General features: G+C 64.6%; 12 protein-coding genes and 1 riboswitch. Of the genes, 3 read left to right on the forward strand and 9 right to left on the reverse strand.

All coding sequences use genetic code 11. The features are described from left to right. Window positions 1-142: 142 nt before the first annotated feature. The 5 genes from ACSBOX_RS16310 to ACSBOX_RS16330 form a co-directional block, all read right to left on the reverse strand. A complete protein-coding gene (locus tag ACSBOX_RS16310) occupies window positions 143-2,182 on the reverse strand; it encodes an MFS transporter (protein WP_442543384.1) in 2,040 nt (679 codons plus the stop codon). 11 nt (window positions 2,183-2,193) lie between these two features. Then, window positions 2,194-2,676 (reverse strand): MarR family winged helix-turn-helix transcriptional regulator, encoded by a 483-nt coding sequence (locus ACSBOX_RS16315; protein WP_442543385.1) that lies wholly within the window; start codon window positions 2,674-2,676, stop codon window positions 2,194-2,196. Between the two features lie 177 nt (window positions 2,677-2,853). Next, entirely contained in the window at window positions 2,854-4,515 is a 1,662-nt protein-coding gene (locus ACSBOX_RS16320; RefSeq protein ID WP_442543386.1) for a thiamine pyrophosphate-binding protein, read from the reverse strand. Beyond that, complete coding sequence (gene speB / locus ACSBOX_RS16325) at window positions 4,512-5,576, reverse strand: agmatinase (RefSeq protein WP_442543387.1); 1,065 nt, start codon at window positions 5,574-5,576, stop codon at window positions 4,512-4,514. Before speB ends, ACSBOX_RS16320 begins: the two co-directional genes overlap by 4 nt. Window positions 5,577-5,760: 184 nt before the next feature. Then, window positions 5,761-8,487, reverse strand: a complete 2,727-nt coding sequence (locus tag ACSBOX_RS16330) for an exo-alpha-sialidase (protein ID WP_442543388.1) — start codon at window positions 8,485-8,487, stop codon at window positions 5,761-5,763. Window positions 8,488-8,697: 210 nt separating this feature from the next. On the opposite strand from ACSBOX_RS16330, the gene ACSBOX_RS16335 reads away from it, so the two are divergent. Further along, complete coding sequence (locus ACSBOX_RS16335) at window positions 8,698-10,686, forward strand: amino acid transporter (protein WP_442543389.1); 1,989 nt, start codon at window positions 8,698-8,700, stop codon at window positions 10,684-10,686. 57 nt (window positions 10,687-10,743) lie between these two features. On the opposite strand, the gene ACSBOX_RS16340 is transcribed toward ACSBOX_RS16335, so the two are convergent. The 3 genes from ACSBOX_RS16340 to ACSBOX_RS16350 form a co-directional block, all read right to left on the reverse strand. Then, a complete protein-coding gene (locus ACSBOX_RS16340) occupies window positions 10,744-11,085 on the reverse strand; it encodes a P-II family nitrogen regulator (RefSeq protein ID WP_442543390.1) in 342 nt (113 codons plus the stop codon). After that, window positions 11,082-12,497: an ammonium transporter gene (locus ACSBOX_RS16345; protein WP_442543391.1), complete on the reverse strand. Its 1,416-nt coding sequence runs from the start codon at window positions 12,495-12,497 to the stop codon at window positions 11,082-11,084. The genes ACSBOX_RS16340 and ACSBOX_RS16345 overlap by 4 nt, the downstream gene beginning before the upstream one ends. Before the next feature lie 315 nt (window positions 12,498-12,812). Next, window positions 12,813-13,388: a helix-turn-helix domain-containing protein gene (locus ACSBOX_RS16350; protein WP_241708237.1), complete on the reverse strand. Its 576-nt coding sequence runs from the start codon at window positions 13,386-13,388 to the stop codon at window positions 12,813-12,815. Between the two features lie 303 nt (window positions 13,389-13,691). Here ACSBOX_RS16350 and ACSBOX_RS16355 point away from each other — a divergent pair, with 303 nt between their 5' ends. Both ACSBOX_RS16355 and ACSBOX_RS16360 read left to right on the forward strand, forming a co-directional pair. After that, window positions 13,692-15,224, forward strand: a complete 1,533-nt coding sequence (locus tag ACSBOX_RS16355; RefSeq protein ID WP_442543392.1) for a sodium:solute symporter — start codon at window positions 13,692-13,694, stop codon at window positions 15,222-15,224. Window positions 15,225-15,309: 85 nt separating this feature from the next. After that, window positions 15,310-15,429, forward strand: a riboswitch (SAM riboswitch). Window positions 15,430-15,443: 14 nt separating this feature from the next. Further along, complete coding sequence (locus tag ACSBOX_RS16360; RefSeq protein WP_442543393.1) at window positions 15,444-15,764, forward strand: hypothetical protein; 321 nt, start codon at window positions 15,444-15,446, stop codon at window positions 15,762-15,764. Window positions 15,765-15,816: 52 nt separating this feature from the next. Here the strand turns inward: ACSBOX_RS16360 and ACSBOX_RS16365 are convergent, their stop codons facing one another. Then, window positions 15,817-16,005 carry a hypothetical protein gene (locus ACSBOX_RS16365; protein ID WP_442543394.1) on the reverse strand — a complete coding sequence of 63 codons (189 nt, stop codon included), beginning with the start codon at window positions 16,003-16,005 and terminating at the stop codon, window positions 15,817-15,819. Between the last annotated feature and the right edge of the window lie 276 nt (window positions 16,006-16,281).

Below are 16,281 nucleotides of genomic sequence, written 5' to 3' on the forward strand. Positions count from 1 at the left end.
TCAACTCTACGAAATCCGTTGCCTCAACGAAATATCGGTAGCCGAATATCATCCTTGCGACGTAGCTGAGCCGCCGCAGCGTCCAAACTCGCTGCAGCGGCTCCGGCCACGCGTCCCGCAGGCGGTTGCCGGTCAGGCTCCCCTAGCCGGCGTGCCGCCCGGTCTCCCCTGCCCGCGAGGCGTCGCCGGCGAGGAGCAGCAAGGCAGCCCTTTCCTGGCGGCGGCGTTCGCGCTTGAGTTCCTTGCGGAGCGCGGCCAACTCCTCGGCGATCCGCGACTGCTCGACGGCGGTGGCCTGCTGTTCGTGCACGCGCGCCTGGAGTTCGCGTTGTGCCGCGCTCAGCTGAAGCTGTTGTTCGGCCAGCAACCGCTGGGTGCGGGCGAGCTGGTCCTGGACCTCGCGCAGTCCCGCGGCCGGGTCCGGCCGTTCCTGCGTGAGGATGCGGGCAAACTCGAGGTCAAGCTCATCGTGCTCTTTCTCTGCCGCCGCCCGGGCGCGGCTGGCACCCAAGGGGGTGCCGCCGTCGTCGGCTGCTTGGGCAAACTCGGCGGATTCGATGACCGGCAATGCGGAGGTGTCCAGCGTCATGGCGGCCTCGCCGGAAGCGTTTGCCAGCAGTTCCTTCTCCGGGGAAGCGTCCACGGTCTTCCGCAGCGGAACTTCCTTGATGAACAGCACCGCGAGGAAAGCGACCACGGCGATGACGGCGGAGATCATGAAGATCTGGGCTGTCGCGTCGCCGTAAGCGGCACGCATGATGTCGCGGATCGGGGCGGGCAAGTCCGTCAGGTCCATGCTCGCATTGCTGGAGCCCCCGCTCACCGGGATGTGGGCCGCGGCGAGGCCTTGGGTGGCGAGGTCCTTGACGTGCGTGGCCATGATGGCGCCGAGGACGGAAACGCCGATCGCACCGCCGACGGAGCGGAAGAAGGCCACGGACGCGCTGGCCGTTCCGATGTCCTGGGCGCGGACGGTGTTCTGGACAGCGAGGACCAGGTTTTGCATCAGCAAGCCAAGGCCGAGGCCGAAGATCGCGGTGTAGCAGCACGTGACCCACAGCGCCGTGGTGTGGTCGATGGTGCCGGTGAAGGCAAGGCCGCCGGCCAGGAGCACGGTGCCCGCCAGGAGGAATCGCTTCCATTTGCCGAAGCGGCTGATGAGCTGGCCGGAGACCACCGAGCCCAGGAGGTTGCCCGCAATCATGGGCAGCGTGAGGAGGCCTGCCTCGGTGGGCGTGGCACCACGGGCTACCTGGAAGTACTGGCCGAGGAAGGTGGAGGAGCTGAACATCGCGATACCGACGGCCACGGAGGCCAGGATCGCCAAAGCGGTGGTGCGCTGGGAGATGATCTTCAGCGGGATGATGGGCTGGGCCACCTTGGATTCGACCACCACGAGGAGGGCCAGCAGGAGCACGCCGCCGCCTACCATGAGGGCGGACTGCCAGGAGATCCAGTCGTAGTAGTCCGGGTTGCCGGCGAAGGAAACCCAGATGAGGAGCAGGCTCACGCCCGAGGTCAGCAGGACGGAACCGAGCCAGTCGATCTTGGCCGGGCGCTTGACGTGCTGGATCTTCAGGGTCACCTGGAGCAGGATGAGCGCGACGACGGCGAGCGGCACGCAGACGAAGAACGTCCAGCGCCAGCCGAGCGGGCTGTCAACGATGAAGCCACCGAGGAGCGGGCCGCCGGCGGTACCGACCGCCATGACGGCGCCCATGTAGCCCGAGTACTTGCCACGGTCCCGCGGCGGGATCATGGTGCCGATGATGGCCTGGGCCAAGGCGGTGAGGCCGCCCAAGGCGATGCCCTGGATGAAGCGGGCGGTCAGCAGGAAGGGGATGCTCTGGGAGAAACCGGCCATGACGGAGCCGGCCACGAAGATCACGATGCTCAGCTGGACGAGGAGCTTCTTGTCGAAGAGGTCGGCGAGCTTGCCCCAGATGGGCGTGGTGGCGGCGTTGGCCAGCAGCGCGGCCGTGATGACCCACGCGAAGTCCGTTTGGGTGCCGTGGAGGTCGGACATGATGGTCGGCAGGGCGTTCGCCACGATGGTGCTGCTCAGGATAGCGGTAAAGAATGCCGCAAGGAGGCCGGTCAGGGCCTCCATGATCTGGCGGTGCGTCATGGGCGCGGATGACGCCGGCACCGCCGTCGAACGCTCTTGTATTCGGGTTGCCATTGCTGCTGCTCCTAAGCTGTGTGGTTCGAGTGGTGGGAGCCGGCCGCCGTTGCCCGGACTGAGTGGTTGAGTGATGTGGTCAATTTCTCCAGGACCTGCCCTGCTTCCAAGGCGTCTTCCTCGCTCCATTCCGCGAGGTAGGCCCGCAGATTGAGGCTGCGCTGTTCTTCGAAGTCCCGGACCTTCTCAATCCCGGCTTCCGAAAGGGCCACCAATTGCGCACGGCCGTCGGCGGGATCGGGGCGGCGGACCACCAGACCGAGTTCCTCGAGTTCGGCGATGTGCCTGCTGAGGACCGGAGGGCTGACGCCGAGGCGGGAGGCTAGCTTCGTGGCCCGGGACTCCCCCTCGCCGATGAAGCGCATGACACCCTGTAGGGCGAATCCGACGTCGGCATCTTTCGCGATGTTCGCGGTCACGATGCAACGCAGTACCCGCTGGAGATCGAAAATCTGATGGACGAGTTCGGTTGCTGTGCTGGATGCGACAGCCATGGAAGACACCTCACTTTTGTTTGCCTAAAGCAACTATACGCCAAAATGATTGCTTTGGGAAACTAATGATGTGTGAGGTGCGTTAAACACCGAGCGCGAGCCGGCAGTAGATGCCCCCATCTTTCGAAAAAGGGGTCATCAACTGCCAGCTCGCGCTGGAGTGTGAGGCGTGTTGAGTCAGTCGCCCAAGTGCGTGGGGCCAAACATCTTCAGGAGGGTTTCAACCACGACGACGTTGGGGCCATCCGCGGCGAAGCCTTCCCGGAGCGCGTCCCCGACATCCTCCGGGGCAACTCTGCGGGCCGGGACACCGAAGGCCTCGGCGAGCTTGACGAAGTCGGGGCGGGCGAGCTCGGTGGCCGTGGCCTTGCCGAAGGCGCCCACCATGTATTCGCGCAGGATGCCGTAGCCGCCGTCGTCGACAATCAGCCACGTGACCGGGACGTTGTGCTGCTTGGCGGTGGCCAGCTCGGAGATCGAGTACATGGAGGACCCGTCGCCGGATACGGCGAGTACCCGAGCAGAGCCAGCGGGTTTGCCCACAGTCTCCAGTCCCACGGCACCGCCGATGGCAGCCGGGAAGCCGTAGCCGAGGCCGCCGGCGCCCTGGGCCGAGTGGAACTGGCCCTCGCGGGAATCCCAGCAGCTCCATCCCCAGTACGCAGAGATCGTCATGTCCCAGAAGGTCTGCATGTCCGCCGGAACGGCTTCGCGGATGTCGGCCATGAACTTCAGTTCCTTGCCGAGGTCCTGCTCTTCAAGCCGTTCCCTGACCTTGGCCAGGGACTCCTTGACAAGATCCTCGGGCGTTGCGCCGCGCCAATCCGGTGCCGTCGCAGCCGGAGGCAACGCCTCGTCGAGCGCGGAAAGCGCCTGGCCTGCATCGGCGCGGATGCCCAGGCCGGGCCGGTTGGACTCGAGGACCCGGGGTTCGGCGTCGATCTGGATGATGCGGCCGCGCGGCTCGAAGGTGAAATAGTTGGACGTTACCTCGCCCAGGGAGGAACCGATGACGATCAGCACGTCGGCGTCCTCGAGGACATCCGTCATGTGTCGGTCTTCGATCCAGGACTGCAGGGACAGCTCGTGGGTCCACGGGAACGCCCCGTTGCCACCGGGAGTGCAGATGACCGGGGCTCGGAGTTTCTCGGCGATCGACAGGAGCGACTTCTCGGCCCGGCCACGGCGGGTGCCGCCGCCGGCGATGATCGCCGGACGCTCCGCCGTCGAGAGCCATTTGACGGCTTCGCGGATCAGCTCCACGCGCGGCGGGTTGTCAGCCGCTTCGGCGAGGGCGTCTTCCACTGGCGGGACCATGATCGGGTCCAGGAGCACGTTCTGCGGAATCTCGATCCACACGGGCCCCTGCGGGGAGGAGATGGCCTCGGTCCAGGCGTCCTGGATGGCCGAGGGAATCCCGGACGCATGCTGGATGAGGCGCTGGCTCTTGGTGACGTTCGCGGCAGAGGCCTTCTGGTCATCGAGCTGGTGGAGCATGCCCTTCCGGCGCGCACCCAAACCGTCCAAGGGAATCTGGCTCGCCACGACCACCATCGGCACGCCGGTCGCATACGCTTCCTGCAAGCCGGCCAAGGAAGTCAAGGCACCCGGACCGGTGGACAGAAACAGGACACCGACCTCACCCGTGGCACGGGAATATCCGTCAGCGGCGAAGGCCGAGTTGTTTTCCACACGGGAGGATACGAAATGCAGATTGCCGCGGCCCATCGCGTCGAACAAACCCAGGGCGTGCTGGCCCGGGATCCCGAAGACTGTCTTCGCGCCGAGCGCTTCGAGGGTCTCGACGACGAGGTCCCCGCCGTTGCGCTGGTCCGTCACTTCGTGACCGCCGGAGCGAAGCCGGCCGGGCGCCGGGATTCCTGGCCCAGGGCCTGGGCGGCATAGCCGTTGAGCGCGCCGTGGCGGTTGCCTTCGACGGCGTTGTCGGCCATGAGGGTGACGAGCTCGTAGGCAACATGGCTGGCTGCGACGCCGGTGATCTCGGCGTGGTCATAGGCCGGGGCGACCTCCACGATGTCTGCGCCCACGAGGTTCATGCCACGGAATCCGCGGATGATCTCGAGGAGCTCGCGGCTGGTGATGCCGCCGGCTTCAGGCGTGCCGGTACCCGGAGCGTGGGCCGGATCGAGGACGTCGATGTCCACGGAAATGTACAGCGGACGGTTGCCGATGCGGTCCCGGATCTTGGCCACGGTTTCCAGGACGCCCTGGTAGTAGACGTCCGCCGAGGTGACGATGCCGAAGCCGAAGCGGTGGTCGTCGTCGAGGTCTTTCTTGCCGTAAAGCGGACCGCGGGTGCCGACGTGGCTGATGGCCTCGGTGTCGAGGATGCCCTCTTCTACCGCGCGGCGGAACGGGGTGCCGTGCGTGTACTCGGCGCCGAAGTAGGTATCCCAGGTGTCCAGGTGGGCATCGAAGTGCAGCATCGCAACGGGCTCGCCGGCGCGTTCGGCGGCGGCGCGGAGCAGCGGCAGGGCAATGGTGTGGTCGCCGCCAAGCGTGACGAGCTTGCTTCCATTGGCGGTCAGGTCGAGTGCGTTCTGCTGGATGGTCTCGATGGCCTCGTTGATGTTGAACGGGTTCACGGCCATGTCGCCGGCGTCGGCAACCTGGATGTTCTCAAACGGGCTGACGTCCCAGGCCGGGTTGTACGGGCGCAGCAAGCGGCTGGCTTCACGCACGGCGTTGGCACCGAAGCGGGCGCCAGGGCGGTAGGAGACACCGGAGTCGAAGGGAACGCCGACCACCGTGACATCGGCCTTGGAAACCTGGTCCAAGCGGGGCAGGCGGGCATAGGTGGCAGCACCGGCATAGCGCGGGATTCGGGCCGAATCAATGGGACCAAGGTTGCCGTTGGCCTCAATACGAAGCTCTTCCAAAATGCGCCACTCCTTTGTGAATAGGTGGATCGGACAGTGACTGTGACACCAATCATACACTCAAAGTTGCCTTATATGCATCACTTGTTTACGCCGATAACCGACCTTTCATTCGACCACAACAAGACTGGGCCGGGCTCCCCCAGAGCCCGGCCCAGCTTGTCACCTCATGTCCCCGCGTGGGCTACTTGCTCCCGAAAGGCGTCACTTGGAAGTCTCCGAAGGACACTTGATGGCCTTCCGAGTCGAGCACGACGAGGCTGTCCATGCCGTTTTTCACGTCGGTGGGCAGGACGAAGGACAGCGTGTTTTGCTGCGTCGGGAAGAACCAGCCCAGACGGTAGCTGCGCTTGTTCAGGTAGAGGTAGTACCACTGGCCGTACTCCACGTTGTGGACCGTCACGGTCTGGCCGCTGCGGTATTTGTCCGTACCGAGCCCCAAGTCCAGCGGCGGATGGGCACCGATCAACTCCCGCGAAGCCAAGGCAGGCTCCGAACCGGGCATGGCAGGCTTGACCTTCAGGGCGACGGCTTGCCTGTCCAGCTGGAGCGATGCAACCTTGGCACCGTTGTTCGCACTGACCGGGATGGTCGTCGCCGGGAGCTGCTTGGCCGCAATGTCGGCGTCGGTCAGAGTGTAGGTGGACGTGAGGTTGACCGACTCACCCACGGCCAGGGTCGGCTTGGACAATCCCAGGGCCGCAGCCGAAAGGTCCGTCAAGGCCACATTGCCCGTGTTCGTGACGGTGTAGGCGAAGGTCACTGTGTCGCCCGGACCGGCGAATCCGTCCCCGTCCACATCGTTGAAAGTGGACACCACCGATCCGTTCATTTGGGGATTGCGGACCAAGAGATCCACCTCGTCACCCGTGACGGTGTAATTCTGGGTGGCGGCGCCGCTTCCGGTCACTTGCCAGACGGTGCTCGGGACAAAGAATCCCTGCGCCGCTTCGTCCGTCGTCACGGTGTGCTGCGGGGTGCCGCAAAGGTAGTTGCCCCACACCCCGAGCGCACTGAACCGGCAGTTGCCCGTGCCCGGCGGCAGGAACGGCTGGAAGTTGCCGGACTGCGGGACAACGGATTCCGTGACGTTGCCCGTGCTGTAGACCCGGAACTTGTAGGGCACCGAGCTGCCTGCGGCATACGGATGGGTTGCCAGGTCCCTTCCGGCATCATTGCGCGCACCGAAAATGTAGGCGCCCACCACATTGCCGGCAGAACCACCCGCAACGGTCACTGACACCGGCGCAGTAATCGAGGCCGCGCCGACGTTCAACCTGGCCGTCAGGGGTACTGCACCTGCTTTGGCGTACGACGGCGCCGCGACGGTCAGCTGCACAGTCGCCGAGGCGCCCGGGTCGAGGGAGGCGAGCTGCGCCGTCGTCGACGTCCAATCCTGCAAGGCGTCGAGGCTGACGGTCGACGCGGGAAGCGGCGAGCTGTCGTTGTTGGTGACGGTCACGCTGAGCTGCGCGCTGCCGCCGTTCGTGACGGTGACCGCGCCCGGGACAACGACGGCGGCAACCGGGCTCAGCCAGGCGGTGTCGAATTTCCCGAAGGTGATGGTGTTGTTGTCGCCCTCGTACAGGACGCCGAAAGTCCCGTCCGACAGGGCGCTCAGGGTGGAGTAGGACATGCTTCCGGGCTTGAAGACGCGCGAGGAGCCCCACGTCTTGCCGTCGTCGGCCGAGTAGCGGATGATGCCGTCCACGCGCGCACCGCCGGCTGTGGGAGTGGGCGAGTTGGAGAACAGGAGCTTCTTGGCATCCGCCGATCCCGCTGCGGCATCCGGATACATCCGGGTGATGGAGCCGTTGTTCCGCGGATCCGGGAGCTGGGTCTCGGCAACGGGCGTGCTGTAGGTGACACCGCCGTCCGAGGAATACGCCACCTTCCGGAAGTGCGGATTGGCGCCGGTGCTGTCCCTCGAGTTCAACATGACGCGACCGTCGGAGAGTTCCACCGCCTTGTTCTCGTCCATGCCCGTTCCGGTGGGCGTGCCCATGTTCCAGGACTTGCCGTGGTCATCGGAGTAGACGCTGTAGGCCTGGATCTGGCGGCTCCCGTCGGGCTGGACGATGGTTCCGGCAAACTGCTGGATGAGCCTACCGGCGTGCGCTCCGTACTTGAGCTGGATGCCCTCGCCGGACGAGGCGAACATACTGACCACTCCGCCGACATTGGGGACGCCGTTGACGGTGCTGCCGTTTGGCTTGACGGTACTGGTAACAAGCGGACCCGCAAACCCGGCGTAGGCCGAACCCGCCGGATAACTGGACGGAACGGGCAGGGTGGGCTGGTTGGCCGGGTCCGTGGACCAAGTGAGACCGCGGTCGGTGGAAACGGACACCTGTGAGCTGATCACATTGGCGTCGGAATCGTCATTGCCGAGGACGCTGCCCGCGAAACCCTCGTTCTTCGAGTAGACGTGGAAGTTGAACACCGTCCCGGTGGCTTTGTCCACGACGTAGCTGGGATCGCTGAAACCGTATTTCTGGACGCCCGCCGAGCCCATCTGTCCCCGTGCGATGAAGGTAGGACTGCCCCACGTCTTTCCGCCGTCGGCGCTGCGCCGCTGGACGATGGAGTTGGCCGAGGGAGAATCTCCTCCGTCGGGACGGCCATCGTAGGAAGCCAGGAGGACGCCGTCGCCCACATCCGCGAGCGCGACGATCCGGTAGTACTTGCCCAGGACGGGGTCGATGGCGTTGTCGCCGTTGGAAGCGAGGACCTGCTCGGCGTAGCTTCCCGGAGGGTTGGAGGGGACGTTGGGACTCGGGAACGGATCCAACGCAGCGTAGGCGGGCACAACGGTTGACGTCAGGAGAACTGCGGCAGCTGCCATGGAGACGGCGAGCCTGCTCCACGGCTGCCGCCCCCTTGTCCTGTCACTGAGTAGCGGGTTATTCATGCGTAGCCCTTTCGTATTGTGTTCACATCCAACATAGGACGTTCTATATGCTACGTGATGCCGCTCACATGCCAAATGATGTGAATGTGTCCCGTCGGGAAGTGACCCCCCTCACAGGCGGCGTAAAGATTCCATAAAGACGGGCATCCCCTCCCCGCCCCGCCCGTACGCTCCATCTGGAGCAGCTTCCAGGCTGCACGAAAGGACCATGTGACAACGCTGACCAGGCCGCCTGCCGAACCCTCTGACCGGAGCAGACCCGCGGGAGACATCAAGCAGGGGCAATTCAAGCGTTGGTTGCTCGACGGAATGCCTGAAACATCGGGCAAGCGCCAGGGTCCACACGGCAAGCCGGACGAGGGCCACACGCCCCAGTCCTGGTGGAAAGTCATGTGCCTCACCGGCGTCGACTACTTCTCCACGCTCGGCTACCAGCCCGCCATTGCGGCCCTCGCGGCCGGCATCGTCTCGCCGCTCGCCACGATCGTCCTGGTCGCCGTCACCTTGCTCGGCGCCCTGCCGGTCTACCGTCGGGTCGCGTCCGAAAGTGCCCGGGGCGAAGGCTCCATCGCGATGCTCGAGCGGCTCCTCCCCCGCTGGGGCGGAAAACTCTTCGTGCTCGCCTTGCTGGGGTTCGCCGCGACGGACTTCATGATCACCATGACCCTCTCCGCCGCCGACGCGAGCGCACACGCCATCGAAAACCCCTTCGCCCCCGAATGGCTCCACGGGCAGGAAATCACCATCACCCTGGCGCTCATCGCCGGGCTTGGCGTGGTGTTCCTCCGGGGATTCAAGGAGGCAATCAACGTCGCCGTCGTGCTGGTGGGCATCTATCTGGTGCTGAACGCCGTCGTCGTCGCGGTCGGATTGGTGCACGTGGTGACCGAGGCCCATGTGGTGACCGACTGGTGGGCCGCACTGAACCAACAGCACGGCAACCCGTTGATCATGGTGGGCATCGCGCTCCTGGTCTTCCCGAAGCTTGCGCTCGGCCTCTCAGGATTCGAAACCGGCGTCGCGGTCATGCCACAGATCAAGGGCAGCCCCAGCGACACGGAGGAAAATCCGGCAGGCCGCATCCGCGGCACCCACAAACTGCTCACGACGGCGGCGCTCATCATGAGTGCCTTCCTGGTGGCTTCGAGCTTCATCACCACGTTCCTGATTCCGGCCGCCGAATTCCAGCCGGGCGGGAAAGCAGACGGACGAGCCCTCGCCTTCCTTGCGCACCAATTCCTGGGCGACGGCTTCGGCACGGTCTATGACATCAGTACCATCGCCATCCTGTGGTTTGCCGGCGCTTCCGCGATGGCCGGATTGCTGAACCTCGTGCCGCGCTACCTGCCGCGCTTCGGCATGGCCCCGGCGTGGACCAAAGCCGTCCGCCCGTTGGTCCTGGTTTTCACGGCCGTTGGCTTCATCATCACCTTGGTCTTCGAGGCGAACGTGGAGGCCCAGGGCGGCGCGTACGCCACCGGCGTCCTGGTCCTCATGACCTCGGCCTCGATCGCGGTCACCCTGTCCGCACGCCGGAAGAAGGAGAAGGGCAAGACGGTCGCTTTCGGTGTGGTGGCTGTGGTCTTCGCCTACACCACGGTGGCCAATGTGGTGGAACGTCCCGACGGCATCAGGATCGCGGCACTGTTCATCCTGGGCATTGTCCTGGTGAGCTTCGCGTCGCGGGTACGCCGGTCCTTCGAGTTGCGGGCTACCCACATCAAGATGGACCAGATGGCGCTCGAGTTCACGGCCTCCAACGAGGAAGGCCCCATCCGGATCATCGCGCACGAGCCCAAGCGGCTAAGCGCAGACCGGTACCAGTTGAAGCTGCAGCACGCCCAGCAGGCAAACCACTTGCCAGTGGACAGCGACGCGATCTTTATCGAGATCATCGTGGATGACAGCTCCGACTTCGAGCAGGAACTCCTCGTCCAGGGCATACGCCGTCACGGTTTCAAGATCCTCGAGATCCACAGCAACAACGTGCCCAACACGCTGGCCGCGGTGCTCCTCCACATCCGCGACGTCACGGGGCTGATGCCGCATATCTATTTCCGCTGGACCGAAGGCAACCCCATCGCCAACCTGAGCAAGTTCCTCTTCTTCGGCGAGGGCGAGATCGCCCCGGTGACCCGCGAAGTGCTCCGCGAAGCCGAACCGGACATCACGCGCCGGCCGTGGGTGCACGTGGGCTGAACGTGACAGTGTCGGTGCCGCTCCTCCCGGAGCGGCACCGACACTTGGACTGTCCTTCTAGCTGATCGCCGAGGCGCCACGCTCCCCGGTCCGAACGCGTACTGCCTGGGATACGTCGACCGTCCAGATCTTGCCGTCCCCGAATTGGCCAGTACTGGCGCCGGAGATGATGGCTTCCACTATTCCGTCCACCAGATCGTCCGTGGCCAGGACCTCCACCCGGATCTTGGGCAGGAGATCGGAGTTGTATTCCGCGCCCCGGTACACCTCTACGTAGCCCCGTTGTTGGCCGTAACCGTTGGCTTGGCTGACGGTCATCCCGTTGACTCCAAAGTGTTCCAAGGCTTCCCGGACTTCGTCGATGCGTTCCGGCCGCACTATGGCCGTGACGAGTTTCACGTCGTCGCCTTGGTGCGGATCCGATCTGTTTTTCCGTTGGAGCTAGCTTCTTCGTCACCGCTGGAACCCAGCGGGGTTTTGCCGTTCTGTGGCTCTCCGGGATTGAATGATCCGCCGACCATGGCCAGCTCGTAGGCGGTTTCCGCGTGCTCCGTGATGTCGATGCCCGCCAGCTCTTCGTGTTCCTTGACGCGCATGCCCACTGTCTTGTGGATGGCCAGCCCGATGAGCGTCGTCATGATCGCCGTCCACGCGGTGACTACGAGTGCCGTCAATATCTGGGGCCAGAATTGGCTCAATCCGCCTCCGTAGAAAAGCCCGCCTTCAGTCTTCGCGGAGGGTACGGCGAAGAATCCGAGGGACAGGGTCCCCCACAGGCCGCCGACAAAGTGGACGGCGACGACGTCCAGGGAGTCGTCCAGGCCGATCTTGAACTTCAGCCCGATAGCCAGCGCGCAGACGGCACCCGCGATGACGCCGATGACGATCGCGCCGATGGGATCCACGAATCCACAGGCCGGGGTGACTGCCACCAAGCCCGCGACGGCGCCGGATGCGGCACCGAGGGACGTCGCGTGGCCGTCGCGGAGCCTTTCGACAAGCAGCCAGCCGAGGAGCGCTGCGCTTGTCGCTAGGAGGGTGTTTGTCCAGGCAAGTGCGGCAATTCCATCAGCGGCCAGTTCCGAGCCGGCGTTGAAGCCGAACCAGCCGAACCACAGCAGGCCCGCCCCGAGCATCACGAAGGGAAGGTTGTGCGGCCGGATGTTGGGGTCTTTCATGAATCCGAGCCGTTTGCCGAGGACCACCGCGAGCATCAGCCCGGCCATGCCGGCATTCATGTGGACCACCGTGCCACCGGCAAAGTCGAGCGCCGAGATCTTGCTGCCGATGATCCCGGTGGATCCGAAGAGGCCGCCACCCCAGACCCAGTGGGCGATCGGCGCGTAGACGATGGTGACCCAGAGGCCGGCAAACAGCAGCCATGGGCCAAACCTGACGCGTTCGGCCACCGCGCCACTGATCAGTGCGACCGTGATGATGGCGAACGTCGCTTGGAATCCTATGAAGACCATGTCCGGCAGCCCCGGGGCTTTTCCGCCGATGACGCCGGCCAGTCCGCTGAGTCCGAAGTTCGCGAAGGGGTCTCCGATGAAGCCGCCCATCGTATCCGGGCCGAACGCGAGTCCGTAGCCCCACAGGGCCCAGACCACCGCGACCACGCCAATGGCGCCGAAGCTCATCATCATGATGTTGAGGACGGATTTCATCCTGACGAGGCCGCCGTAGAAGAACGCCAAACCTGGCGTCATGAGAAGGACGAGGGCGGAAGCTGCAAGCATCCAGGCTGTTGCGCCGGGATCGAGGGTCTGGGGGTTCACATCCAGCCCTACGCTGAAGAATACTGGGTTCATTTCGGGAGCCTTCCTGCATATACGGCGCTCCATGGCGCCCGCACGGCGAGACCATTTTTAAAACGAACAGGTTCTGGTACCCCACGGGATACCGACCTTGACGAGTTGCCTTGACTCGAAGGTACAGTCGCCCTGTTTCAGCATTCGGCACGGATCATTTCAGGCACGTAACACCCAAGGCCCCAGGGTTAAATCCTGAAGTCGGTCATGTTTCAGGCGTGTTACACACCGCGTGTCGCAAAACCGCGTGTCGCAACTGCGTCGCGTGTCGCAAAACCGCGTGTCGCAACTGCGTCGCGTGGCACATCGCCGGCGTCAGCGGCTGGCTGCCGGCACCAGGATCCAGAGCACCTCAACGGGCTCGTCTGTGGGATTGACCCAGGTGTGGGGTTCGCGGCCCGGGAAGGACAGAGTGTCTCCCTCTTCGAGCTCGTACTCCTCGTTGGTGAGGATCAATGTGATGCGGCCCTTGACGACGTGCAGGACGTCGACGTCGCAATCGACAGCGTAGAGCTCGGCCTCTCCCCGGCCGCGGGGCTCGATCGAGGCCTGCAGGATCTGCAATCGCCGTTCGGAGCGCGCGGTCAGGAGACGTTCCACAATGCCCTGCCCACCGAGTGAAATCCGCGGTCCGTCGTCGCGTCGGGTCAGGTGCGTCTCGGGTGCCGCAAAAAGGTCTCCGATGGACACCGAGAGAACTTGGCAAAGCGTCACGAGGGAAGCGACCGACGGCGATGTCAGGTCACGCTCCACACGGCTCAGGAACCCCTTGGTCAGGCCGGTGGCGTCGGCGACTTGCTCGATGGTGAGCCGCTGGGATTGGCGGGCGGCACGGATTCTGGAACCGATGGCAACGGGGACGTTGCTCGGTTCAACGGGGAGAGCCTTCATTCACGAACCTTTCAGGCCGTTTTGGCGGCCCTGTCATTGCTGCAATAGTAGCCGGATCGCCTGCGTGGCGGGGCCTCCGGATGGCTGGAGGACCGCCGTTGCGCCCGCTGCGCACGGCAACGCCTTGACTGTTACTCGCATCACTACGTATCCTCATAGGCAACAAGTGTTGTTTGTGAGGCACACGTCACAGGCTACTCTCCCCACTCACCAGCGCAGAGACCTTCCGCAACCCCGCACGAAACCCCGCGGACCGGCGTCGGAATCCCCCAGAGCTCTGCGCATCACTTTCAGGAGCCAACCGTGGACTCTTCGTTCATCAATATTGCGATCGTGGTGGTGTATTTGCTCGCCATGCTGGCCTTCGGCTGGTGGGGCAAGTCGCGCACCAAGAACAACAGCGACTTCCTGGTGGCAGGACGCCGCCTCGGTCCGATGCTCTACACCGGCACGATGGCCGCCGTCGTCCTTGGCGGCGCATCGACGGTTGGCGGCGTCGGCCTCGGCTACAAGTTCGGCGTCTCCGGCATGTGGCTGGTGGTGGCCATTGGTTCGGGCGTCCTCCTCCTGAGCCTGCTTTTCGCCGGCACCATCCAGCGGCTCAAGATCTACACGGTCTCCCAGATGCTGAGCCTGCGGTACGGCCAGCGCGCCACGCAGACCTCCGGCATCGTCATGCTCGCCTACACCCTCATGCTGTGCGCTACGTCCACGGGCGCCTACGCCACCATCTTCGTCGTCCTCTTCGGCTGGGAGCGCTGGCTCGCCATCGCCGTCGGCGGCGCCATCGTCCTGGTCTACTCCACCATCGGCGGCATGTGGTCCATCACCCTCGCCGACCAGGTGCAGTTCATCATCAAGACCGTGGGCATTTTCTTCCTCATGCTCCCGTTCGTCCTCAACGCCGCAGGCGGCTTCGACGGCATCCGTGCCCGCGTTGACGCCAGCTTCTTCCAGCTGGACGGCATCGGAGCCCAGACCATCATCACGTACTTCGTCGTCTACACCCTGGGCCTGCTGATCGGCCAGGACATCTGGCAGCGCGTCTTCACCGCGAAGACCCCCAAGGTGGCCCGATGGGGCGGCGCCACCGCCGGCATCTACTGCGTCTTGTACGGCGTCGCCGGCGCATTGATCGGCCTGGCCGCCCGGGTGGCCCTGCCGAACATCGACGTCAAGGCCCTTGGCAAGGACGTCGTCTACGCCGAGGTAGCCACGCACATCCTGCCGATCGGCATCGGCGGACTTGTCATGGCCGCAGCAGTCGCCGCCATGATGTCCACCGCGTCCGGAGCCCTCATCGCCGCAGCCACCGTTGCGCGCGCCGACGTGGTCCCGTTCGTGGCCAGCTGGTTCGGCAAGACAATCAACACCAGCGACACCGAGAATCCCGAGCATGACGTCAAGGCCAACCGCTACTGGGTCCTTGGCCTGGGCATCGTGGCAGTACTGATCTCGATGGCGGCGCAAGACGTCGTGGTAGCCCTGACCATCGCCTACGACATCCTGGTAGGTGGCCTGCTTGTTGCCATCCTGGGCGGCTTGGTCTGGAAGCGCGGTACAGGTATTGCCGCAGCCTGGTCCATGGCGGTCGGGTCCGTACTGACCCTTGCCTTGCTGATCGCCTACGCCACCGGAATCATCCCCAGCGAAGACGGCGTCTACGCCAACGACCCCATCTACTGGGGCCTCGGCGCCTCGTTCGCCGTCTACTTCGTGGTCTCCCTCCTCACGCCGCCCACCGAGCCCGCGGTCCGCGAAGCCTGGGACCGCCGCGTTGCCGGAGCGGCCGCGGAGGAACTCCCCTTGGAAGCCCACCCGGTGGCCAGCCACTAAGTTTCACAAAACCTCGTACGACGGCGGCGCCGCACCTTCTCCTTCGAGAGGTGCGGCGCCGCTGTCGCATGTACAGTAGGAACAGCTTCAAGAGATGTGGCGCCAAGCTCCGACTTGCCACACGCCAACCCCATGTTCACGGGTGGTTCGGATGAAGAAGCGGCCCGGTTCGGACCAGAGACAACCGAACGGGCAAGAGCAACTCCACAGGAGAAGGCCATGCCTTTCGAAAACGGCGCTACCGCCACAACCGCGCACACTACCCAGTCCAGCACCCTCTTGTTGCCCCGCTTCCGGCGGGTGGACGAGTTCGTCCGGGTGATTCCCGGCGTCGACCTCTCCCAAGGCTCCATTACGTTCGTGGTGGACGGAAACCTGGAACGCTATTGGCATCATGAGCCGCGACTCATCACCGAAGCGCTTTCAAAAGCAGTCCAGCCCGCCCGCTGGTTCCCGGCCACGCGGAAACTTACCCTCACGGTTGCGGCAACCGGGCATCGTGCGGGCGTGCAGAAGCACTTCATCTTGAGCGCGTTTTAGCTAGCGCGTTTTAGCGGCCAAGTTCAGCGAGCCGGGTTTCAGCGGGCCGGGGCTATTCGATCACTTCCGACTCACGGTGTTCGTCGGCGTCGAGCGCGACCGGCCGTTCGTCGTCGTCAAGGACCTCGGCCTGTTCCTCCCAGTCTTCGTCCACGGCCAGGTCCTCGTTGTAGTCGTAGGCGGGATCGGCCTCGACCGTGGGCCGGTCGGGATGGCGGGCGTGGGTCTCGGTGCTGTCCATGGTGCAACCTCCGTTCGACGTGCCACTGAGCCCATCGCACAGGCACATGAGGCAGCCGATCCAACGCCACCCCGCCAATTCGTGGACCCTGTCCATCCATCCCAGCACTGCCCCCTGCGGCGGTCAAGGTCTCCCGCGAGCCTCCCGGTTTTTGAGGCGCGCCTAAAAAGTCCAGTGAGGATTGCCAGCCGAAAAACCGCGGAAATTGGCGATAAAGTGGAGCTGCAATGAGGCGATGAAGCCCGCCCCAGCAACCCAGGAGTCCCGGTGCACCCG

It is taken from the genome of Arthrobacter sp. KN11-1C (assembly GCF_052180225.1).
Lineage (GTDB): Bacteria > Actinomycetota > Actinomycetes > Actinomycetales > Micrococcaceae > Arthrobacter.